The sequence below is a fragment of the Gluconobacter sp. Dm-44 genome (assembly GCF_018256175.1).
Lineage (GTDB): Bacteria > Pseudomonadota > Alphaproteobacteria > Acetobacterales > Acetobacteraceae > Gluconobacter > Gluconobacter cadivus.
In genome coordinates, this window is sequence record NZ_JAERLZ010000002.1 from 12,615 (window position 1) to 32,116 (window position 19,502).

Sequence of the window (19,502 nt, forward strand, 5' to 3'; positions counted from 1 at the left end):
ACCATGCCCGGCACAGGTCCCATTCTCGTCACAGGCGGCAACGGTCAGCTTGCCACGTCCCTCCAAACGCTCGGCAATGACCGCGTCATCCGTATCGGACGGCCGGAATTTGATTTCGACCACCCGGAAACGATCCCCGCCGCCGTCGAAAAATACAAACCTTCCGTCGTCGTGAACGCTGCCGCCTGGACGGCTGTCGATCTGGCCGAAACGGAAAAAGAGGGCGCTGCCCGCGCCAACACGTCCGGCCCGGCTGCACTCGCGTCTGCCTGTGCACAGGCAGACATTCCGTTCATCCACGTCTCGACGGACTATGTTTTCTCCGGCGACAAGGGCGCGCCTTATACCGAAGACGACGCTACCTCTCCCGAGACCGTCTACGGCAGCACCAAAGCCGAAGGCGAACAGGCCGTCCTGACCGCGAATATCAAAAGCATCATCCTGCGCACGTCATGGGTCTATTCGGCCCATGGTAAAAATTTCGTCCGCACCATGATCAATGCGGGCGCCAAAAACCCCGTGCTCAAGGTCGTAGGAGACCAGAGCGGCAATCCGACCAGTTCAGACGATCTGGCCGAAGCCATTCTCGCCATCATCGCTCTGATCGAGCGGGATGGCTGGAAACCGCAGTACAGGGGCATTTTCCATGCCAGCGGCTCCGGCGAAACCACATGGTACGGCCTTGCCGTCGCCGCTCTGGAAGAAGCCGCGAAACACGGCCAGACCATGCCGCAGGTCAACGCCATCCGCACCGAAGACTGGCCTACCCCAGCCAAGCGTCCGCAGGACTCCCGGATGGACAATGACAAGCTCCATCGCGTTTTCGGCGTAAAGATGCCAGACTGGCGCCACAGCGTGACGCGTATCGTTCACAAGCTGTTTTCTGAAGCCTGACCGACTGTTGCCCTCTCCCGGCAGGGGGCAACCGCCTGTCTCTCTCTGGCGTTGCGTTCGAATGATTCCCTTTCTCCATCTTTCGGCCTTAAGCCCGGGTGCCGAAACATGACACAGAAAAGGGCCGAACCTTCCCGCCACGTCGCCATCCTCCTGTCATTACATAACGGTGCCGCTTATCTGGACGCGCAACTCGCCAGCATCCTGGCCCAGACCCATACGGACTGGACCCTGTACTGGCGCGACGATGCCTCCACTGACGGCTCCAAAAGCCAGATGCGCACTTTTGCAGAAGGTCCCGGACGGGGACGATGCGTCGAAATCGCAAACCGGCATGAACGCCTTGGTGTCGCCGGGTCCTATGCCCATCTGCTCGACGCCGTCCCGGACACACCCTATGTCGCCTTCGCCGATCAGGACGACATCTGGGAAAAGCAGAAACTCGGATGGGCCGTGAAAGAAATCGAAGACGCGACCCGCCGACACCCGAACGGAACCCCGCTCCTGTATTGTGCCCGGCAATATCTGACGAATGCCAATCTCACCATTCTCCAGAAATCCCCGACCCTGCGACGCAAACCCGACTTCCCGGCCTCCCTGACACAGAACATCGCAACAGGACATACGGTTCTGCTGAACGCCACAACACACAGGCTGCTGCGAAACAACCCTCCGCCGCCGTCGATCCTGCATGACTGGTGGGCCTATCTCCTGACAGCCGCCGCAGGCGGCGAGATCATTTTCGACAACCGTTGCGTCAGCTACTACCGGCAGCACGCCCAGAATACGGTCGGTGCAACCGGATCCTTCATCAGACGTGCCGTGGCAGCCTGCCGCCGCGGCCCCAAGGCCTTCATGACGATCTTCCACACCAACGTGACACATCTGCTGGACCAGCCGGAAAACCTGTCTCCCCCAGCCCTGCGTCTTCTGCAGGATCTCGCGGCGGCACAAACATTCCCTGCGCGCCTGAGCCTGCTGTTCAGATACCAGAACCTCAAACGCCAGAGATTTTCCGAGAATGTTGTCTTCCGGCTCTGGTATCTATTTGCAGACCAGGAATGATTGAAACTCAACCAACACGACAATAAGATTTTCTACGCTCTCAGCCGAGAGAGGCTGGAATGACCGTAATATTCCAGATAAAATCTTGATTAACTTTAATATTGTGGGACTATATTCATAAATCTTTCAGCCGTCTGACAGATAACCAGATCGGGCTTCTCTTTTTCCACAAGATCAAAATCAATATTTGATGACCAGACGCAATAAAAATTTTCTAAATAGTTGGAAAACCACCACCCAAGACATCCCTGGTCAAGACAGTTTCCAAAAAAAGAATTTCCAAAAGCAATTACTTTCTTTTTTACGGGCGCTGATGGATTGTTCCAGACTGAATATTGCCCTGTATGCTTTCCAGGAACGCCATGGAAAGTTTCCACATTAATCCTGTCAGACATAAATTCATCATTTTCAGTCTCATAGAATTTATCGTAAATGAAATTACCTAAAATTCGATCACTCAAATCCCCTTTTAAAATCATTTCTTTATTAAATTCTTTTTCTTCAGAAATAAAATTAAAAATTAATCCCAATATGTGTGAGAATATTTCATAACTTCCTCTTGGCTGAAGGTGCGTATCAAGCTTTTTATATAAATTTTCCTTATTTTTTAAGTCTTTCCTAGAAAAGACACTCAAAATAGACGTGTAAAAATCATCTTCATGAAGTTTTTTTTCTAATTCAAACAAATTGTTTGTTGGAGTTCTAATTTCAAACGGAAATAAATCAGGGTAAACAGATATTTTTTCTGGTATTATTATTTGAATAAATTTTGAATTCAAACTACTTACTTTTTTATTTCTTATTTTTAATAGGGAGTACCATGCTTCTGACGTCAGATCCTTTTCATTTTTATTATCATATTGTTCAATCAAATTATTTGAACCACCGGTCAAAAAAGCATGACCCTTTCTCCCCATCACCGCATCTTTATGCGCAGACATAAATCCCACTGGGATTTCAATAGGAGTTGTCTCAAATACTTGGGAATTTCTATCTCTTTCAATATAATTTCTTAAAGAAGCGGAGAGAATTCCAACACCAAGATCAGGAACAATGTCAAAACTATCTGATTTTTGATTTTTTAAGAAATAAACTGCTTCTTTTATTGAATTTCCTATATTTTTCTTTATAATTCTTAGGTAGTTTTCATTCTTTACAATATATTCTTTTAAAAGAAGTGGATAAATATCTAAGTTTAAATCTCTAAAATTCTTTATTATATATAAATCCTTTACAAAGCTTGCCCAACCCAAATCTGAATTTAAAATAATATCTCCATCTAAGTGAGATGCTTTTATAATTTCTTCGCAAACTAATTTAACATTTTCATCAGATTTATTTTCATCAAAATATAATTCATTCAATTCTTCCCATCCTAAATAATGAAACCCCAAATCATCAACAGTCTCACTAGACGGTATACATCTTAGATAAGTTCCTGTTTCTAAAAAATTTATTCCAATACTTTCTCTTAAATATGCTTCATCTATGGAAATAATTTTCTTAAAACATTTAGTAAAACTTTCAATTCCAATATCAGGATCAAAATTTTCCAGAGAAAAAATAATTCCTAAAGCCGGAAATTTCTTAAATTTAAGCATTATTATTTTACGCAACGGATTTTTTGGATTTTTATTTTTTGAAAATTCTTCGTTGCATCTAATAACGAATTCATCTTCTGCTGATTTTATATAATATGCCATAATAACTTTCTTTAAAAAATCGGCGTGGTTTTTATTAAATAGATCAAACCTGTATGCAAATCTACTCCAACAATCGCCTTGGAAAAGATAACCATTTCTTGAGAAAACAAGAAAATAACCCCTGGATTCACTATCTCAACAAAGAAAACCTTACGCGTTTTCAGCGGATACGATCATAGGTTTATTACATCCTGAGCCAGAAATAAAAACCGGCGCATGGCCTCCATGAACGCACCATCCTGCTCCACGCTGGACGCACGCGCGGCGTCGTAATCATAGACCGTCCCCGCCGGACGCTTAGCTTTTTCGGGATCTTCGGACGCATAGCGCGGCACGATATGGGTATGCAGGGACGGCGCCAGATTGCACCACGTCTCATAATTGATCCGCACCGCGTCCGTGACCGCCAGCAGCGCATCCCCGACCGCCGCCATGTCGGCCAGATACTGTGCCCGTGCCTCGCCGTGCAGGTCATTGATCGTCGGCACAACCGGGTCGGCCAAGAGCTGACAATATCCCGGCAGAGGCTGCGTCTCTCCGATCACCAGCCAGCCCGATTTCATCCGCCCGATAACAGAAGGGTTGCTGCTACGTCGTGCGGCAGCAACCCTCTGTGCGATAACATCCGTCATGGTCGGTTCCCCTTCTGCGTGAAGGGGAGAGCGTATCATGCAGCGACTTCGACGTCCTCGTCTTCGCTCTGCACGATCCGCGTATTCCCGCGGGTGGGGCGAAAGCGCTTTTCAACCAGCGCTTCTTCAATATCTTCCAGAGAGGCCCCCGCCGTTTCCGGTACGAAGAAGAACACGAAGATCACGGACGCCAGATTGACGAACGCATAGAACCACATCGTCCAGCTCAGCCCGATGGCTTCCGCCATGCTCAGCGCCGTGCTGGTTACCAGCAGATCGGCTCCCCACAGCGTCGCGGCATGAAGCGATGTCGCCTGTCCACGCATCGACAGCGGGAACATTTCCGCCCCCAGCAGCCAGCCACACACCTGAATCCCGCCGGAATTGAACATCATGAACAGCAGCAGGAACACAACGATCAGATAGGCCCCCGTGCTGCCCGGAGCCGGATGGCTCAGGAACATCACGCCAAGCCCCACGAGCGACAGCGCAGCCCCCGGCCCCATAATGAGCATCAGACGACGACGGCCGATCCGGTCCACGAACATGCAGCCCAGAAACGTCATGATGCAGTAAATCACCGCCACACCCAGCGACGCCAGAAGGGCGGAAGACGTGCCGAAACCCGCATCATTCAGGAAGGTCGGAGTATAGTAGATCATCATCTCCAGGCCGCCGCACTGCGTAAAGAACGCAACACCAAGCGCCGCCACAAGCGCAGGACGAACCCACGGCTGGAACAGACCGCGCCAACCCCGGTTCTGCGGCTCGATCCCTTCCGCATTTTCGCGAATGGTCTGGACTTCCCGGCGGATGGCCCGCTTGGTCGTGCGGATGCGCCCAAGCTGAATGATGGCACTCTTCATGCCTTCATTTTCAGCCACCCAGCGTGGGCTCTTGGGCATGAAGAACATGGAAACGAACACGATCGCCGCCGGAATGGCCGCAATACCCACCATCGGGCGCCAGCCCCAGGCCACACGCTGGGTAAAGCCGATGATGTTGGCAATCAGAATGCCCAGACCGATCGCCACATTAAACAGCGTCACCAGCGTGCCGCGACGTTCCTGCGGCGCCAGTTCGGAAATATACATCGGCACGACCTGCGTCGAACCGCCAACCGCCAGCCCCAGCACAAACCGTGCCGCAATCAGGCTCCAGACATCCGGCGCCAGCGAGCAGGCCGTCGCTCCCGCCACGAACACGCCACTGACCAGACAGGTGGTGTTCCGCCGTCCGAACTTCTCCGACAGACTTCCTGCACCAAAGGCCCCGAAAATCGCCCCCAGAAGGATCGCGGAAGCCACCCATTCCTTCATGGTGGCATTCAGATGGAAATCATCCCCGATCAGAGGCAGCGTGCCCGAGATGATGCCGGTGTCATAGCCATACAAGCCGCCGCAGATCGCAGCGACCACAGCGGCCAGAATCAGCATCAGCTTGGCATTGGGAGAAACTTCGATGGACGCGGGATCAATATGCTCCCGTCCGGTTCGGACTGTTTTCGTATCGTTTTCCATAGGGGGATAACATATCACGAAACGATTGGTTTTTCAGGTTCGGCAGAAAACAGCCGAAAAATACACTCAAAATACGTTCAGGATTGACTATCGTCCTACAAAACCGTCAGGATACCCATCATGCAGACACCCGATACAACCAACGATGTTCCCGTTATTGGCACGAAAGCGCTGATCATCATGCATGTGATGCTGGTTGCATTCATCGCTCTGGTGCATTTCAAGCTGACGAGCGCTACGGACTTCTGAACCGCCGCCACAGATCGGCCAGCGCATAGGACAGGGCAGCCCCAAGCCCGATCCAGAACGGAACCGGCGCATCCGTCACCCAGGACAGCATCAGTCCACCCCACGACAATCCCAGCGCCAGCCCGACGGAAACGGCAATCCCGGCGAGCGGTCCCAGCCCGAGCTTCAGCGCTGTCGCGGCAGGCCCGATCATCAGGCTGAACGCCAGAAGTGCCCCGGCCACTTCCGCACAGGCCGCACAGGCCAGCGCCGCCACGGCCATAAACACCACCGACACCAGCCGCGCCGGAACACCCCGCGCCCGCGCCACTTCCGGCGCCAGACTGGCAAACAGCAGCCGACGCCCCAGAAACGCCAGCAGCCCCAGACACAGCACGGCCACCCCGCACAGCGCCTCCAGCGTCGGCACATCAATGCCCAGAACATCGCCGAACAGCAGCGTGGTCGCCAGACTGGAGCCGCGGTTGCTCATATGCAAAAACCACGCCCCAAGCCCCAGACTGGCCGCGAGCACAAGCCCGATCGTGCTGTCGCGCTGGGCGGGAACACCGCGCTCCCCTTCGCGCTCGGCCCCGATAACGAACCCCGCCATCAGACTGAACGCCACCATCCCCGAAAGCGGCGGAAAGCCAAACCAAACCGCCCCGGCTGCCCCACTAAATCCGATATGCGACAGCGCATGGGCCGCAAACGCCTGACGCCGCAGCATCAGGAACCAGCCCACCGTTCCCGCCAGAACAGAAACAACCGCCGCGCCCACAAAGGCATGGCGCATGAAATCAAACTCGAACATGCAGCCCCCCGTCCGCAAGCTGCACAACCCGCGTAACAACCCCGGACAGAGCCTCGGTTTCATGTGACGTCAGAACAATCCCGATCCCCAGACGATCCGTCAAATCCCGCAACAGACGCACCGTCCGCTCCTGCCCCGCCTGATCGAGCGCCGCCAACGGTTCATCCAGCAACAGCAGATCCGGACTGCCCGCCAGAGCCTGCGCCAGCCCGACCCGCTGCCGCTCCCCGCCGGACAGCAGCCCCAGCGGACGATGCGCAAACGCCGAAGCCCCCGTCAGCGCCAGAAGCCGGTCCGCCTCTTCGCGCCGAGACCGCAGACGCAGCGGCAGCCCCCAGCGCACGCCGTCCACCGCCGCCCGCACATGACTGACCGCCGGAAGCAGCAGCGCCGCATCCGTCACACTCTGCGGCATGTAACCGATATGCTGCCGGGCCTGCGCCGGCGGCAAACCATGCGTGAGAATTTCGCCCGCCTGAAGTGGAATCAGCCCCAACATCGCCCGCAGCAGCGTGGACTTCCCCGCCCCGTTCCGCCCGGACAGAAGCGTCATGCCCGAAAGCGGCACCGTCAGGGACGCATCCCGCAACACACAGGTCGATCCTGCCGTCAGCGTCACGTCCCGCAGAACCAGCCCGCGCTCCGGCTGACAGCAGACCCGTTTATTTTCCGCCATCACCCAGCGCCTGCTCCACCGTCTGAAGAATGCCATGAACCCAGCCCTGCCAGGACTGCCCCGGTGGCAAAGTCTCCCCAATCGCCACAACCGGCAAGCCCACAGCCTGCGCCCGGTCCACCAGCCGGTCGATCTGCGGCGAATGAATCGCCGGATTGGTCATCAGCATCCGCACCTTACGCCCGTCAATCAACATATCAACCTGCGCCACATCGCGCGGAGACGGTTCCGCATGGTTCATGATCGCAAGAGCAAAATTCTCATCCACAACCGCCAGCCCCGCATCACGAAGCAACGTCTCCCCGACCGGCTCCACCGCCGCCACGGGCACAGCCTCATGACGGGCCTTCATCGCCGCCAGACGATCCGTCACGCCGTCCAGTTGCTTGCGGAACGCCGCCAACCGCTCCGCCACGGCCGGTGCGGAAATTCCCGGCTGATGCGACAGCCTGTCCGCAAAGACCTGCGCAACTTTCCCTACCGCCACCGGATCGAGAAAGAGATGCGGATTGTCGCCGGGCCGCCACCCCGCCAGAGACGCCACCACGATCCGCTCCGGCACGGAAGCCGTAAAGGGAAGCGCCCAGTCGTCATAGGTCGCCCCATTCACGACCGCGATGGTCGCCCCCGCCATGGCGCGCGCCATGGAGGGCGAGGGTGTCAGATCATGCGGATCGATCCCCGGCGTCGCCAGAAGGGCCTGCGTCTGCACATCCGCCCCCCCGATCTGCGCCGCCACATCGCACCAGGCTGCTTCAACGCACACCACACGCACGGGGGCCTGCGACGGCTCGGCCTGAGCGACGGCTACAGATCCTGAAATCAGTGCAGCCAGCAACAAAGCTGGAAAAAAACGCATCATGGTCCTCAGGGCAGGGGTCAAGGCTCAGGTGTTATAAAGTAACATTTACAGCCTGACCATCCTCACCGGATCGTCTTATCCCTGACGCAGATAAAGTGCCGCCGCCGCGGCCACAACCTTGCGCTGGTAATCCAGATTGAGCGGCAGCGTGCGGGAATGATAATCCCCGATCGCCTTCATCAGATTGCCATGCTCCTCATTCAGCGCCCTGCGCAGGATCATCGCCGCCGCTGCGATATTGAAACACGGCTCCAGCGCCAGACGCGCCGCAACCTGCGACACCGGCTGATGGGTCATGGACGCGATCGGCAAAATCCAGCGCGAATTGATCTGCATGAGCCCGATATCGACCGAACCGTCCGTATTGGTGCTGACATGCCCCATCGTCCCGCCCTCGACCCGCTGGATTGCAGGCAGGATGCGCGGCGGCAGATGGTAATGCAAAGCCGAAGCCAGCATACAGGCCAGCAGACCGCCAGCCATGATTATGAACAAACCACAGGGTGAATCATGCCCCAACCCTAGCATCGGAAGCGCCTGCCTGCCATCCTGAACCCCTCGTGATGACCGCAAAGGACAGGAGGACACGTGCAGGACACATCCGCGACCCTGACACTGGACGCTCTCGGCATTCCCTATGAACGCCATGTCTATGACTACGACCCCTCAGCAGGGAAACTCGGCGTGGCCGCCGCCGCAGCGCTGGGCCTGTCGCCGGATCACGTCTTCAAGACCCTGATGGTTCAGATCGACGGACGCCCCGCCTGCGTGGTGCTGCCTGCGGATCGCGAACTGGATTTCGCCCGCGTGGCACAGGCCTTTGGAGGCCGGAAAGCCAAGATGCTCTCCCGCCCCGATGCCGAACAGCGCACCGGCTACCGTATCGGCGGCGTGAGCCCTTTCGGACAACGCAGCGCCGTCCCCACGGCCTTTGAACAATGCGGCATGGACGGCCCGCCCGTCGTCATCAATGGCGGAAGCCAGGGCCTTCTGATCACGTTGTCCCCGCAGGATGCCCTGACCGCCACTGGTGGCCTCGTGGCCGATCTGGTCAAACCGCTTTAAAGGGCCGCTTTAAGCAGCGCCATATCCATCTGGATGGTCCACACGCCAGCGCAGAGCCGTCTCGACAATATCATCAAGCTGACTGAACTTCGGGTCCCAGCCCGTTTCCTTGCGGATCTGCGAAGAATCCGCCACCAGAACCGCCGGGTCTCCCCCACGGCGCGGCGCCCATTCCCAGGGCACTTTCCGGCCGCTGACGCGCTCGACACTCTGGACGACTTCCAGATTGGTAAAGCCCAGACCATTGCCCAGATTATACGTCACGGACCGCTCATCGAGCTGCCCCATGGCGCGGATATGCGCATCGGCCAGATCCGTCACATGGATATAGTCGCGCACACAGGTGCCATCGCGCGTCGGATAATCGTTTCCAAACAGCTTCAGCCCGGCCCGACGCCCCAGCGCCGCGTCGATCGTCAACGGAATGAGATGCGTCTCCGGCCGGTGATCCTCACCCAGACGTCCCTGTGCATCCGCACCCGCCGCATTGAAATAGCGCAGGCACGCGCTCTTCATACCGCAAATCCGGTCCGCCCAGACCAGCGCCCGCTCGATCAGATATTTGCTCTCGCCGTAAGGCGATCCCGGATCAACCGGCGCATCCGCCGAAATCAGCGGCGGACGATCATCGCCACCAAACAAAGCCGCCGTCGAGGAGAACACAAAGCGCTTTACGCCATGCCGCGTGCAGGCCTCGATCAGGTTCAGAGCTGTGATGTAATTCCGGCGCAAATAGAGAAAAGGCTGGCTCATGCTTTCGCCCACAAGCGACAGCGCCGCGAAATGCAGAACCGCATCCCACTGTCCCGAAGCCACCGCCCGGTCCGTCGCCTCTGCATCCGCCAGATCGACATGAATGAACTGCGCGCCCTGCGGCACGGCCGCCCGATGGCCCGTGCTCAGATTGTCGAGAACAACAACCTCATGTCCGCCATCTACCAGAGCCTGTGCCAGATGACTTCCGACAAACCCGGCCCCGCCCGTAACGAGATACTTCACTGATCCAGTTGTCCTTTTTCCAGAAATACCCGGCCCGCCATGACTGATCCATGACGGGCCGGCTCAAGTAAGAGAAGACCAGAACAGGTCAGAGAAGATTCTGGGCGCGGCTGAGGATCATGCTGCACAGCTTCTGCTTCATCTGCCCCTTGAGGCTCGACAGCGACAGCGGATTGCTACCCCCCGTCAGAAGCTGCCCCTGCTGTCCGGCGGCATAATCGCTGGAGGACGTCACGTCCTGTTTGCCTGTCAGGCTGCTCAGGGCTGAAGTGGCGCTGCTGCCACTCAGATAGTTGTTCTGCACACAATAGCTCAGAACACCCGCAACATTGCCCGTGCTGGCGGAAGACACGTTCGGCAGCATGCTGCCCATGATGCCGGTGCCCCCGGTCATGCCACTCATGCCCGACATGCCGCTCATGGCATTGCCCGCACTGCCAACACCCGGAATGGACTGGGCATGTGCCGAGGACGCAACAAGAGCAGCGACCACAAGACCCGCGAAGAGACCGTTCGAGTAACGCATCCTATTTCTCCTTCAGAAGACGCTCAGGGCAGCACCTGTCAGAAGTCACCGTCGCTGCCGACATGTTTACCGAAAGTGACGCTAACATAGGATGGCAGCGGGTTCACCCGTCTAACGTCCGCAGAACTCCCGCGCTGCACCATAAATATGGTAGAGCGAGCTGGCCGGAACGTCAGAGACTGTCGCGTTTCCAAAGGCGTCGAAGCGATCCACCCACAAAGCGCTCTTCTGATCGGGGCTGAACGTTCCAAAGAAATGTTCCGTCAGCCCCCGCAGAATATCCGGCCTCTCATTCCGACAGACAAGTAGGCGGCAAAGCTCGGTCTGCGGCCAGATCCGCGTTGCCTTTTCAACGGTCTGCCCTCTCTCCGTCACGGCATCCCACACGACAGCGCCCTCTCCGACACGCCCCACGCCATGTGCTATTCCGAACGCGAACAACCCGTCCGCCGCCCGGCCAATCGCGCCGGCGTCCGGCGTTCCCGGCTCAAGACGCAGATACTCTCCCAGCAGCCAAGCCCATTCAAAGAGATGCCCCGGTTCTACCCGGTTGCTCCCCACAGGAGCCGTCGGGCGCCAGTCTGTCATGAAATCTTCAAGAAGCGCCCCCGATCCGGGCTGGATAAATTTCCCCAGCGCCAGACGCACCAGAGAACGCGCCTCGTCCAGATAAAAGCTGTCTCCCGAAACCTCGAACAGCACCAGAAATGCCTCAAGCAGATGCATATGCGGATTCTGATGCCGGACCGCTCCCGTCAGCGGCACCTCGTCCAGAAACCCGCCATGCTCCGCCCGGAAAATCTGATGCAGTTCCAGCACCGTCTGCCGCGCCACTGCCAGAAAATCCGGATTGCCACTCAGGCGATACGCCCAGCCATAGGCAAACAGAATGAAGGCATGCGCATAGAGGTCCCGTTTCGTCCCGACCGGCGTTCCGTCCGGTGCGACGGAAAAGATCCACCCCGCCTGCCCGTCCCGATGGCGATAAAGCCGCTCGACCTTTTCCAGACACATCAGCGCCTGCCCGGACGCCTCATGCAGCCCGTCCAGCGCCGCCCGACAGAATGTCGAAATCTGCCGCGCCTGCACCATCAGCCGCGACGCTTCCAGAACCAGAGGCTCTCCGGAAAATGTCAGACGCTCGTGATACAGACCGCGTGTGCGATCAAACCCCACATCGCTCCAGAACGGCAATACCGTCCGCGTCAGCCAGCTGCCCCAAGGGGCCTGCTGCTCAGCATTCATGAGGGTCGGCAAAGAGGTGTGAGGCGTTCCGGTCTGCATTTGACTGCCGTATGAGAGCTGAACGTCCGCGTCAACAGACATAGATCAACCACAGCAGAGCCGGACCGGAAATTTCATATTTTTAGGAGAGAAGGAAACTGGTGGAGCCAATCGGGATCGAACCGACGACCTCCTGAATGCCATTCAGGCGCTCTCCCAACTGAGCTATGGCCCCACATGTTTCATCTGCGGCCCCTTTGGGACGGAGCCGGATGAGGGCGGTATATCGTCATGATTTCGCCCTGACAAGCCTGAAAAACAGATTTCGACAGCAGTTTTCACGCAGAAATCGCCTTCAGCCTCCGCAGTTCCTCCAATAACGGAAGCAGCGGCAGCCCCAGAACGGCATCCTGCGCCCCTTCGACAGCCGAAAAAAGCTGTATTCCAGGGCCTTCCAGTCGATACGCCCCCACACAGGATAGGATCGCCGCCCCTTCCCGCTCCAGATAGGCCTCAAGAAATGCCTCCGAAAACTCCCGCATCGTCAAACGCGGCGATGCCAGATGCTCCCAGATTTTCTCGTCCCCCTTATAGAGAACCACCGCCGTGCGCAGAACATGCGTCCGCCCCCGCAGCCGACGCAGATGCTCTCCTGCCTCCGCCACAGAGCCCGGCTTGGCAAAGGCCATTCCGTCCAAATCGAGAATCTGGTCCGCAGCCACAGTCAGATCCTCGAAGCCCACATCCCGTGTCGCGAGATTGGCTTTTGCATCTGCCAGAGCGATCGCCGTTTCCGAAAGCGTCTGTCCCTGTACCTCACAGGATCGCCGCAGCGCTTCCTCATCGAGATCGACCGGTCTGGCCTGCACCGTAAGACCTGCATTTTCGAGCAACATACGCCGGGCTGACGACCCGCTGGCAAGAATCAGGGAAGTACTGAAAGACATCATGATGTACGACTCCGTACTATCGACTGCGGAAAGGAGGACGAGTACTGCAAGAAACCCTGTGAAGGCATTGCGTCAGTACTGGGGTACATGGGGATAGTACCTGCCCTCCCGAAAGGAGTACCGAGTACCGTGGATTGTACGGTACACCAGCCGGAACTGGGGGTTGTACACAGCCTCTCTGTGGGCAATTCGGGATAGAATCAACGACTCCCTTGCAGACTGCGGCCTTCAGAGTTGTACACAGTGTGAACAAGACGGGGTACATTTTCAGAAAGCCGGGTACCCCGGTATCCACAGGGATCATCTTAACCTCCAGCATTTCTTTCTTTTTTCTTTTATGATTAGTGGGCGGCATGATTTCGGAAAACGCATCTTCCTCACCCTCATCAAAACCGCTTTTGCGGGCTCTCCGTGGTGAAGCCGTCTGGCCGCCTCCGGTCTGGCTCATGCGTCAGGCAGGCCGCTATCTCCCCGAATTCCGCGCCATGCGCGACAAGGCCGACTTCCTGACCCGGTGCATGACTCCGGACATGGCCACCGAACTGACGATCCAGCCGATCCGCCGCTACGGCATGGACGGCGCGATCCTGTTTTCCGACATCCTGATCCTGCCCTGGGCCATGGGTCAGTCTCTGGACTTCATCGAAGGCCGCGGCCCGGTCCTCGGCGCCATCCGCTCCGAAGCCGACCTCGCCCGGCTCGATCCCAAGCGCGTACAGGACGCCGTCGCACCCGTGCGCGAGACCTTGTCTCGCCTCGCCAAAGAGCTTCCTGACGTCACAACCCTTCTGGGCTTCGCAGGCAGCCCGTTTACGGTCGCCTGCTACATGGTCGAGGGCGGTGGATCGCGGGATTTCGCTGAAACCCGCCGCATGATGCAGACCAACCCGGCCCTGTTCGATCGCCTGATCGACACCCTGACTTCGAGTACCGCCGAGATGCTCTGCGGCCAGATCGAAGCCGGTGCGGAAGCCGTGATGCTGTTCGATTCCTGGGCCGGAATCTTGCCCCCTTCAGCATTCCGCCGCTACGTGATCGAACCGACGCGCCAGATCGTCGCGTACATCCGCGCCCGTCACCCCAACACCCCGCTCATCGGCTTCCCACGCCTCGGCGGCATCATGGTCCGCGAATACGCGCAGAAAACCGGCATCAACACGCTGGCGCTCGACACGGTCGCCGACCCGGCCCAGATTTCCGAACTCCTGTCTGAAGCCGTTCCGGGCCTCACCCTTCAGGGCAACATGGACCCGATGATCCTGTTCTCCGGCGGTGAGACAATGATCCGTGAAGCCCAGGCCATCCGCGACGCCATGCGCGGAAAACCCCATGTTTTCAATCTCGGACACGGCGTCATGCAGCATACGCCTCCTGAAAACGTGGCGGCCCTCGTCGAAGCGGTACGGTCCGTATGACAACCGCTCTGGATCCAGCAGGCGAGCTGAAACTGGTCATCTTCGACTGTGACGGCGTGCTCGTGGACAGCGAAGGCCCGTCCTGCCGGGCCACGGCGGAATTCGCCCGATCCAAGGGCCTGTCTATTTCCGACGAAGAGGCGCATCAGCGTTTCGCAGGCATGGCCCTGCCGCAGATCGTAACCGAACTCGAACACGAAATCGGTCATGCCCTTCCGGCAGAAACGGCAGTCATGCTGCGCGAAAATCTCGTACAGATGATGCAGAAAATCGCAGAACCTGTAGGCGGAGCGCCAGAAATGCTGGCAGGCGTACGGTCTTTGGGACTGCCGGTTCGCGTCGGATCGAATTCTTCCGTCCGAGAGATGGAAGCCAAGTTCGAAAAAACCGGAATGTCGCAGTATTTTCCCGAAAACCGCGTCCACTCCGCCAACGATATGGGCTGCCCCAAGCCCGCCCCGGACGTCTATCTGTACGCGGCAAAAGTAGAGGGCGTCCTGCCAGAAAGCTGTGTCGTGATCGAAGACAGCGATACTGGAGCAGAAGCCGCCTGGAAGGCTGGCATGGCCTGTGTGCTTCTTCGCCCGGAAGACATGCCCGCACCGCCCTTCTGGCCCGTCGAAGGCTCGGTCCGCATCGCCCATCTGGACGAGTTGGTACCGCTGTTGCGCCGGACGCTTGAAAGCCAGACACACGCATGACCGACTTTCTCGCGACCTATCAGAGCTGGATACTGTCCCTACACATCATGGCGTTCATCGCCTGGATGGCCGGGACGTTCTATCTCCCGCGCCTGTATGTCTATCACTGTCAGGTGGTACCGGGGTCTGCCGAGAGCGAGCGGTTCAAGGTCATGGAGCGCAAACTCCTGCGCCAGATTATGACGCCCGCCATGATCGTGACATTCCTCGCAGGCGGCGCTCTGGCCTCCATTCCCGGACTGATCGACTGGAACGCAGGATGGTGGTGGACAAAGCTGATCTGCGTCTTCGGTCTCGCCGGATTCCACGGTGCCTGCGGCACATGGCGTCGCGGTTTCGCCGAAGACCGCAACCAGCATCCGGAAAAATTCTACCGGATCGCCAACGAAGTCCCCACCATCCTGATGATGGTTATCGTCATCATGATCATCGTCCGCCCCTGAAAAAGATCCCGAATAAAAGTTTTTGGTGAAGCTTTTTTCAAAAAGCTTGAAAAGACCGTCACCTTTTTGAAAAAAGGCGACACCCCAAAACTTTTATCACTTTTAGATCAGGCAGTATTTTACGCCGGTCATCTGTTCCGAGACGGTCCACAGACGCGCGGCCAGTTCGGGTACATGCGCCAGAGCCGGCAGCCCCGCGATCCCCGGCACGCCACGGCGTTCTCCCGGCCCCTGCGGGCCATAATAGCTGCCGTCATGCGCCTGCGGACTGGCAAGAGCATAGAGCAGCGGCCACGCCCCCTCCTCGACGGTTTGCCCCATGGCGTGAAACACCGGCCCGGCGACACTGCGCGCCAGACTGCGCATGAACCGCGCGGCTTTGTTGGCGGACTGGTCCAGACTGCCGTTATTCGCGACGATATCACTCGCCGCCCACCCCGGATGCGCCGCACGCGAATGAATGGGCCAGGGCGCTTTCGCGGCCCGGCGGTTCAGTTCGAGCGCAAATAGCAGGTTGGACAGCTTGCTCTGACGATACCGCACCATCGGATTGTAGGAATGCCGCGCATTCAAATCACCAAACGGGATTTCGCCCTTCAGCGCCGCGAGAGAGGCCACGGTCATGACCGTGGCATTCCCCGCCGCCAGCAACGGCAGCAGCCGTCCGGTCAGAGCGAAATGCCCGAGATGGTTTGTCCCGAACTGCAGCTCGAAACCGTCTTTCGTCGTCAGACGCGTCGCAGGCCCCATGACCCCGGCATTGTTCGCAAGAAGATGGATCGGCTCGCCCCGGCTGCGCATCGCGGAGGCAAACGCCTCGATCCCGGCCAGAGACGCCAGATCCAGCAGTTCAAACCGCGCTTTGACGAACGGCACGCGCTCCTGAAGCCGTGCCAGCGCCGCCTGTCCTTTGTCATGACTGCGACCGCTCAGCACGATCGCAGCACCCTGCTTCGCCAGCCCGCAGGCGACTTCGAACCCCAGCCCTCCGGTCGATCCGGTGATGAGCGCCGTCTTTCCGTCCAGACGGTCAAGAGAGTCCGTAGACCATGCGGGAGCGGAGGGCTGTGTCATGACGTCTGTCCTTCCAGTCTGTGTCAGCTCGGTTTCTTGTCCATACGCGATTCCTCACGCTTTTCGTCTTCCTCGGCCTGCCGGAGCGCCTCATCCGTCAGGCGCTTCTCGTTCTTCTTGAGAAAAACGAGCCCCCCGATCAGACAGCAGACCCCCACGACCGCCATGGCGATCCCGACCGGCCCGGTGATCTTCTCGATCTGCTTGCCAAGCTCATAGGTCACAAAGGCATAGCCACCGGCCCAGCAGATGCCACCGAGCGCATTGAAGAACAGGAACGAATGCCAGGGCATCCGGTTCGCTCCCGCCAGCAATGCGACGAACACGCGCAGCACCGCGACGAAACGCCCCAGAAACACGACGATCCCACCATGCCTGCGGAACAGATACCGCCCCAGCATCAGCCGCTCTTCAGTCAGACCAACTTTCTGACCGTGCTTTTTCAAAATGCCGTAACCGAAGTGATGGCCGATCAGATAGCCGATATTGTCGCCCATAATGGCGCCAAGCACGGCTGCCAGCGCGATCCAGCGGATTTCAAGATGATGGGTGCTGCCTGCATAAAGCGAAGCGGCGATAATGACGCTCTCCGCTGGAAGTGGAAGTCCCATGCTCTCGAACATGACGGTGATGCCGACGACGCCATAGCCATACTGCACCAGCATGTGATCGAGAAAATGACTGAGATGAAACAGTGTCCTGGTCCTGTTCAAGCTGTGGCGGAAGAGAGTGCCACGGGCTACGATACTACGGCATCGGAGACAGGATGAAAAATGACGCCCCCTTCCCCCGCATCTTCCGCAGCCTTGTCGGGACACTGGCCGTCCTGGGTGACGCCCGAACTCGTGGCCGGACGCACACTGTCCTTCTCCGAACTGCGCACTGCTGGGGAGTGGATTGTGTGGCTCGAAAGTCGCCCCGACGAACAGGGTCGCTCCGTCATCACGGCCCGCGACCCTGAAGGCCACATCCAAAACCTGATTCCGCCGGAATACTCGGTCGGCACCCGTGTGCATGAATATGGCGGTGGCGCATGGGACGTACGCCTGAAAGACAACGCCAAAGACAATGCCCCGCAGGTCGTTTTCAGCGATCGCAAACGCGGCGGTGTCTGGTTCAGTGACGGCACGACAGCCACGCAATGGGCCGTGGCGGGTGAAAGTCCCGAACACCGATACGCCGACCTGACGTTCGACCCGGTTGCCAACGCCGTATTTTGCGTGCGTGAAAGCCATGGCGATGGCGTGCCGGTCGCAGCGCTGGTCCATGTGCAGGCCGACGGACGCGAAATCGTGCTGGTCGAAGGCGCGGATTTCTACGCCGCCCCCCGCCCCTCACCCGATGGAAACTTTCTGGCTTGGTTCAGTTGGAACGACCCGGCCATGCCCTGGACCGCCACGACCCTTTCCGTCGCCCCCTTCGACCGCACAACCGGCACACTCGGCCCCGTCACCGACCTGACCGGACCCGAACCCTGCAGCATCATCGAACCCTGCTGGTCCCCCGACGGCACGCTCTACGCCACGTCCGACGCTGAAGGCCGCTGGACCCCCATCCGCTTTTCCCATGACGAGACAGGCTGGCACCCCCACTCCCTCGATGGCGCCAATGCCGAAATCGGCCTGCCGCACTGGGTGTTCGGGCAGCGCAGCATGGCCCCGCTGCCCGGAAACCGCCTGCTGGCCCTCGGCATCCGCCACGGCCTCAACCACGTCCTGCTGGAAGACAACGGACGCTGGACCGAACTTGCGCTCGGCACGCCCGTCAACGTCCCCGAACCTCTCGGAAACGGGCAGTTCGCATGGATCGACGCCCCGGCCGATGCCCCCGCCGCCATCGCCTTCGGCCGCCCCGGCGAAGCCTACGACCGCTTTCGCATCAGCGTCACCCTCCCGCACGGCGTCACGAAAGCCGATATCGCAACCCCCACCCCCCTGAGTTTCCCAACTGCAAACGGTGCAGAAGCTCATGCCTTGGCCCACGCCCTGTTCTACGCCCCCGCCAGCAGCACCAGCGCCCTGCGGGAAGGCGAAAAACCCCCGCTTATCGTCATGGCACATGGCGGTCCGACCGGCCGCGCCAATCCGTCCTTCGCCTTTAAAGTGCAGTGGTGGACGTCGCGAGGTTTTGCCGTCCTCGACGTCAATTATCGCGGCTCAACCGGCTTTGGCCGCGCCTACCGCGAAGCACTGGACGGACAATGGGGTGTCGCGGATATCGAAGACTGCCTCGCCGGCGTGCAGGCCGTGCTCGATCGCGGCCTCGCCGACCCCGCCCGCTGCGTCATCCGCGGCAGCAGCGCCGGCGGCCTGACGGTCCTCGGCGCCCTCGCACAGTCAGACCTCTTCGCCGCCGGAACCTCCCTCTACGGCGTCACGGATCTGCGCGCTCTCGCCGAAGAAACCCACAAATTCGAAGCCCGCTATCTGGACGGGCTGATCGGCCCCTATCCCGAAGACGAGGCCGTGTATCTGAAACGTTCTCCCATCACGCAGGCCGAGGGCATTACCGTTCCTGTCCTGTTCCTGCATGGCGGCGCAGATAAGGTCGTCCCCCTGTCACAGGCGGAGTCCATGCGCACAAAACTCGAACATTCCGCCCTGCACGTCTATCCGGAGGAAGCCCATGGCTTCCGCGCCCGCGAAACCATAGAAGACGCCCTGCAACGGGAACTCGCCTTCTATCAGAAGGTTTTTAGTGCATAGATCCCG

General features: G+C 58.3%; 21 protein-coding genes and 1 tRNA gene. 8 read left to right on the plus strand and 14 right to left on the minus strand.

Annotated elements, in window-relative coordinates:
* The first annotated feature begins 3 nt into the window (after positions 1-3).
* Both rfbD and JK213_RS03150 read left to right on the plus strand, forming a co-directional pair.
* Positions 4-894, plus strand: a complete 891-nt coding sequence (gene rfbD, locus JK213_RS03145; protein WP_194261306.1) for a dTDP-4-dehydrorhamnose reductase — start codon at positions 4-6, stop codon at positions 892-894.
* A 108-nt stretch (positions 895-1,002) separates the two neighbouring features.
* The gene (locus JK213_RS03150; RefSeq protein WP_194260986.1) at positions 1,003-1,959 is read left to right on the plus strand and encodes a glycosyltransferase; all 957 of its coding nucleotides are present in this window, start codon (positions 1,003-1,005) and stop codon (positions 1,957-1,959) included.
* A 95-nt stretch (positions 1,960-2,054) separates the two neighbouring features.
* On the opposite strand, the gene JK213_RS03155 is transcribed toward JK213_RS03150, so the two are convergent.
* The 3 genes from JK213_RS03155 to JK213_RS03165 form a co-directional block, all read right to left on the minus strand.
* Positions 2,055-3,662: a hypothetical protein gene (locus JK213_RS03155; protein WP_194260987.1), complete on the minus strand. Its 1,608-nt coding sequence runs from the start codon at positions 3,660-3,662 to the stop codon at positions 2,055-2,057.
* 173 nt (positions 3,663-3,835) lie between these two features.
* Positions 3,836-4,294 (minus strand): HIT family protein, encoded by a 459-nt coding sequence (locus JK213_RS03160; RefSeq protein WP_194260988.1) that lies wholly within the window; start codon positions 4,292-4,294, stop codon positions 3,836-3,838.
* A gap of 35 nt (positions 4,295-4,329) precedes the next feature.
* On the minus strand, positions 4,330-5,814 hold the full coding sequence (locus JK213_RS03165; protein WP_194260989.1) for a sugar porter family MFS transporter: 1,485 nt from the start codon (positions 5,812-5,814) through the stop codon (positions 4,330-4,332).
* Positions 5,815-5,934: 120 nt separating this feature from the next.
* Here JK213_RS03165 and JK213_RS16050 point away from each other — a divergent pair, with 120 nt between their 5' ends.
* Positions 5,935-6,063 carry a hypothetical protein gene (locus JK213_RS16050; protein WP_264815894.1) on the plus strand — a complete coding sequence of 43 codons (129 nt, stop codon included), beginning with the start codon at positions 5,935-5,937 and terminating at the stop codon, positions 6,061-6,063.
* Here JK213_RS16050 and JK213_RS03170 read toward each other — a convergent pair.
* The 4 genes from JK213_RS03170 to JK213_RS03185 form a co-directional block, all read right to left on the minus strand.
* Complete coding sequence (locus JK213_RS03170) at positions 6,050-6,856, minus strand: metal ABC transporter permease (RefSeq protein ID WP_194260990.1); 807 nt, start codon at positions 6,854-6,856, stop codon at positions 6,050-6,052. The two genes, JK213_RS16050 and JK213_RS03170, sit on opposite strands and share 14 nt — an antisense overlap.
* Positions 6,843-7,532 carry an ATP-binding cassette domain-containing protein gene (locus JK213_RS03175; protein WP_194260991.1) on the minus strand — a complete coding sequence of 230 codons (690 nt, stop codon included), beginning with the start codon at positions 7,530-7,532 and terminating at the stop codon, positions 6,843-6,845. The genes JK213_RS03170 and JK213_RS03175 overlap by 14 nt, the downstream gene beginning before the upstream one ends.
* On the minus strand, positions 7,519-8,394 hold the full coding sequence (locus tag JK213_RS03180) for a metal ABC transporter solute-binding protein, Zn/Mn family (RefSeq protein WP_228125272.1): 876 nt from the start codon (positions 8,392-8,394) through the stop codon (positions 7,519-7,521). The genes JK213_RS03175 and JK213_RS03180 overlap by 14 nt, the downstream gene beginning before the upstream one ends.
* Positions 8,395-8,469: 75 nt before the next feature.
* A complete protein-coding gene (locus tag JK213_RS03185) occupies positions 8,470-8,877 on the minus strand; it encodes a lytic transglycosylase domain-containing protein (RefSeq protein ID WP_194260992.1) in 408 nt (135 codons plus the stop codon).
* Between the two features lie 105 nt (positions 8,878-8,982).
* Here JK213_RS03185 and JK213_RS03190 point away from each other — a divergent pair, with 105 nt between their 5' ends.
* Positions 8,983-9,459 carry an aminoacyl-tRNA deacylase gene (locus JK213_RS03190; RefSeq protein ID WP_194260993.1) on the plus strand — a complete coding sequence of 159 codons (477 nt, stop codon included), beginning with the start codon at positions 8,983-8,985 and terminating at the stop codon, positions 9,457-9,459.
* Positions 9,460-9,468: 9 nt separating this feature from the next.
* On the opposite strand, the gene galE is transcribed toward JK213_RS03190, so the two are convergent.
* The 5 genes from galE to JK213_RS03215 form a co-directional block, all read right to left on the minus strand.
* Positions 9,469-10,458, minus strand: coding sequence for a UDP-glucose 4-epimerase GalE (gene galE, locus JK213_RS03195; protein WP_062032730.1), 990 nt, complete (start codon positions 10,456-10,458; stop codon positions 9,469-9,471).
* 88 nt (positions 10,459-10,546) lie between these two features.
* Positions 10,547-10,984 carry a DUF2501 domain-containing protein gene (locus JK213_RS03200; RefSeq protein ID WP_194260994.1) on the minus strand — a complete coding sequence of 146 codons (438 nt, stop codon included), beginning with the start codon at positions 10,982-10,984 and terminating at the stop codon, positions 10,547-10,549.
* A gap of 111 nt (positions 10,985-11,095) precedes the next feature.
* Complete coding sequence (locus tag JK213_RS03205) at positions 11,096-12,310, minus strand: AGE family epimerase/isomerase (protein WP_228125273.1); 1,215 nt, start codon at positions 12,308-12,310, stop codon at positions 11,096-11,098.
* A gap of 57 nt (positions 12,311-12,367) precedes the next feature.
* Positions 12,368-12,443: transfer RNA gene (locus tag JK213_RS03210), tRNA-Ala, on the minus strand.
* Positions 12,444-12,546: 103 nt separating this feature from the next.
* Positions 12,547-13,158, minus strand: coding sequence for a nucleoside triphosphate pyrophosphatase (locus JK213_RS03215; RefSeq protein WP_194260995.1), 612 nt, complete (start codon positions 13,156-13,158; stop codon positions 12,547-12,549).
* A 353-nt stretch (positions 13,159-13,511) separates the two neighbouring features.
* On the opposite strand from JK213_RS03215, the gene hemE reads away from it, so the two are divergent.
* Genes hemE through hemJ form a run of 3 tightly spaced genes read left to right on the plus strand, consistent with a single transcriptional unit; the run spans position 13,512 to position 15,717 of the window.
* Complete coding sequence (gene hemE / locus JK213_RS03220) at positions 13,512-14,573, plus strand: uroporphyrinogen decarboxylase (RefSeq protein ID WP_194260996.1); 1,062 nt, start codon at positions 13,512-13,514, stop codon at positions 14,571-14,573.
* Positions 14,570-15,274, plus strand: a complete 705-nt coding sequence (locus JK213_RS03225) for an HAD family phosphatase (protein ID WP_194260997.1) — start codon at positions 14,570-14,572, stop codon at positions 15,272-15,274. The genes hemE and JK213_RS03225 overlap by 4 nt, the downstream gene beginning before the upstream one ends.
* Positions 15,271-15,717 (plus strand): protoporphyrinogen oxidase HemJ, encoded by a 447-nt coding sequence (gene hemJ / locus JK213_RS03230; RefSeq protein ID WP_194260998.1) that lies wholly within the window; start codon positions 15,271-15,273, stop codon positions 15,715-15,717. Before JK213_RS03225 ends, hemJ begins: the two co-directional genes overlap by 4 nt.
* 102 nt (positions 15,718-15,819) lie before the next feature.
* On the opposite strand, the gene JK213_RS03235 is transcribed toward hemJ, so the two are convergent.
* Both JK213_RS03235 and JK213_RS03240 read right to left on the minus strand, forming a co-directional pair.
* On the minus strand, positions 15,820-16,791 hold the full coding sequence (locus tag JK213_RS03235; RefSeq protein WP_194260999.1) for an SDR family oxidoreductase: 972 nt from the start codon (positions 16,789-16,791) through the stop codon (positions 15,820-15,822).
* A gap of 23 nt (positions 16,792-16,814) precedes the next feature.
* Positions 16,815-17,414 carry a DedA family protein gene (locus JK213_RS03240; RefSeq protein ID WP_194261309.1) on the minus strand — a complete coding sequence of 200 codons (600 nt, stop codon included), beginning with the start codon at positions 17,412-17,414 and terminating at the stop codon, positions 16,815-16,817.
* Between the two features lie 150 nt (positions 17,415-17,564).
* On the opposite strand from JK213_RS03240, the gene JK213_RS03245 reads away from it, so the two are divergent.
* The gene (locus JK213_RS03245; protein WP_211571277.1) at positions 17,565-19,496 is read left to right on the plus strand and encodes a prolyl oligopeptidase family serine peptidase; all 1,932 of its coding nucleotides are present in this window, start codon (positions 17,565-17,567) and stop codon (positions 19,494-19,496) included.
* The last annotated feature ends 6 nt before the right edge of the window (positions 19,497-19,502 follow it).

Bases quoted from the DNA above. Each gene is read 5' to 3' on its own strand.
- JK213_RS03185 (WP_194260992.1), bottom strand. From the start codon at position 8,877: ATGGCTGGCGGTCTGCTGGCCTGTATGCTGGCTTCGGCTTTGCATTAC.
- JK213_RS03155 (WP_194260987.1), bottom strand. From the start codon at position 3,662: ATGGCATATTATATAAAATCAGCAGAAGATGAATTCGTTATTAGATGC.
- JK213_RS03240 (WP_194261309.1), bottom strand. From the start codon at position 17,414: ATGTTCGAGAGCATGGGACTTCCACTTCCAGCGGAGAGCGTCATTATC.
- JK213_RS03180 (WP_228125272.1), bottom strand. From the start codon at position 8,394: ATGATGCGTTTTTTTCCAGCTTTGTTGCTGGCTGCACTGATTTCAGGA.
- JK213_RS03150 (WP_194260986.1), top strand. From the start codon at position 1,003: ATGACACAGAAAAGGGCCGAACCTTCCCGCCACGTCGCCATCCTCCTG.
- JK213_RS03160 (WP_194260988.1), bottom strand. From the start codon at position 4,294: ATGACGGATGTTATCGCACAGAGGGTTGCTGCCGCACGACGTAGCAGC.
- JK213_RS03245 (WP_211571277.1), top strand. From the start codon at position 17,565: ATGACGCCCCCTTCCCCCGCATCTTCCGCAGCCTTGTCGGGACACTGG.
- JK213_RS03235 (WP_194260999.1), bottom strand. From the start codon at position 16,791: ATGACACAGCCCTCCGCTCCCGCATGGTCTACGGACTCTCTTGACCGT.
- JK213_RS03165 (WP_194260989.1), bottom strand. From the start codon at position 5,814: ATGGAAAACGATACGAAAACAGTCCGAACCGGACGGGAGCATATTGAT.
- JK213_RS03200 (WP_194260994.1), bottom strand. From the start codon at position 10,984: ATGCGTTACTCGAACGGTCTCTTCGCGGGTCTTGTGGTCGCTGCTCTT.
- JK213_RS03205 (WP_228125273.1), bottom strand. From the start codon at position 12,310: ATGTCTGTTGACGCGGACGTTCAGCTCTCATACGGCAGTCAAATGCAG.
- hemJ (WP_194260998.1), top strand. From the start codon at position 15,271: ATGACCGACTTTCTCGCGACCTATCAGAGCTGGATACTGTCCCTACAC.
- JK213_RS16050 (WP_264815894.1), top strand. From the start codon at position 5,935: ATGCAGACACCCGATACAACCAACGATGTTCCCGTTATTGGCACGAAA.
- rfbD (WP_194261306.1), top strand. From the start codon at position 4: ATGCCCGGCACAGGTCCCATTCTCGTCACAGGCGGCAACGGTCAGCTT.
- hemE (WP_194260996.1), top strand. From the start codon at position 13,512: ATGATTTCGGAAAACGCATCTTCCTCACCCTCATCAAAACCGCTTTTG.
- JK213_RS03215 (WP_194260995.1), bottom strand. From the start codon at position 13,158: ATGATGTCTTTCAGTACTTCCCTGATTCTTGCCAGCGGGTCGTCAGCC.
- JK213_RS03175 (WP_194260991.1), bottom strand. From the start codon at position 7,532: ATGGCGGAAAATAAACGGGTCTGCTGTCAGCCGGAGCGCGGGCTGGTT.
- JK213_RS03170 (WP_194260990.1), bottom strand. From the start codon at position 6,856: ATGTTCGAGTTTGATTTCATGCGCCATGCCTTTGTGGGCGCGGCGGTT.
- JK213_RS03225 (WP_194260997.1), top strand. From the start codon at position 14,570: ATGACAACCGCTCTGGATCCAGCAGGCGAGCTGAAACTGGTCATCTTC.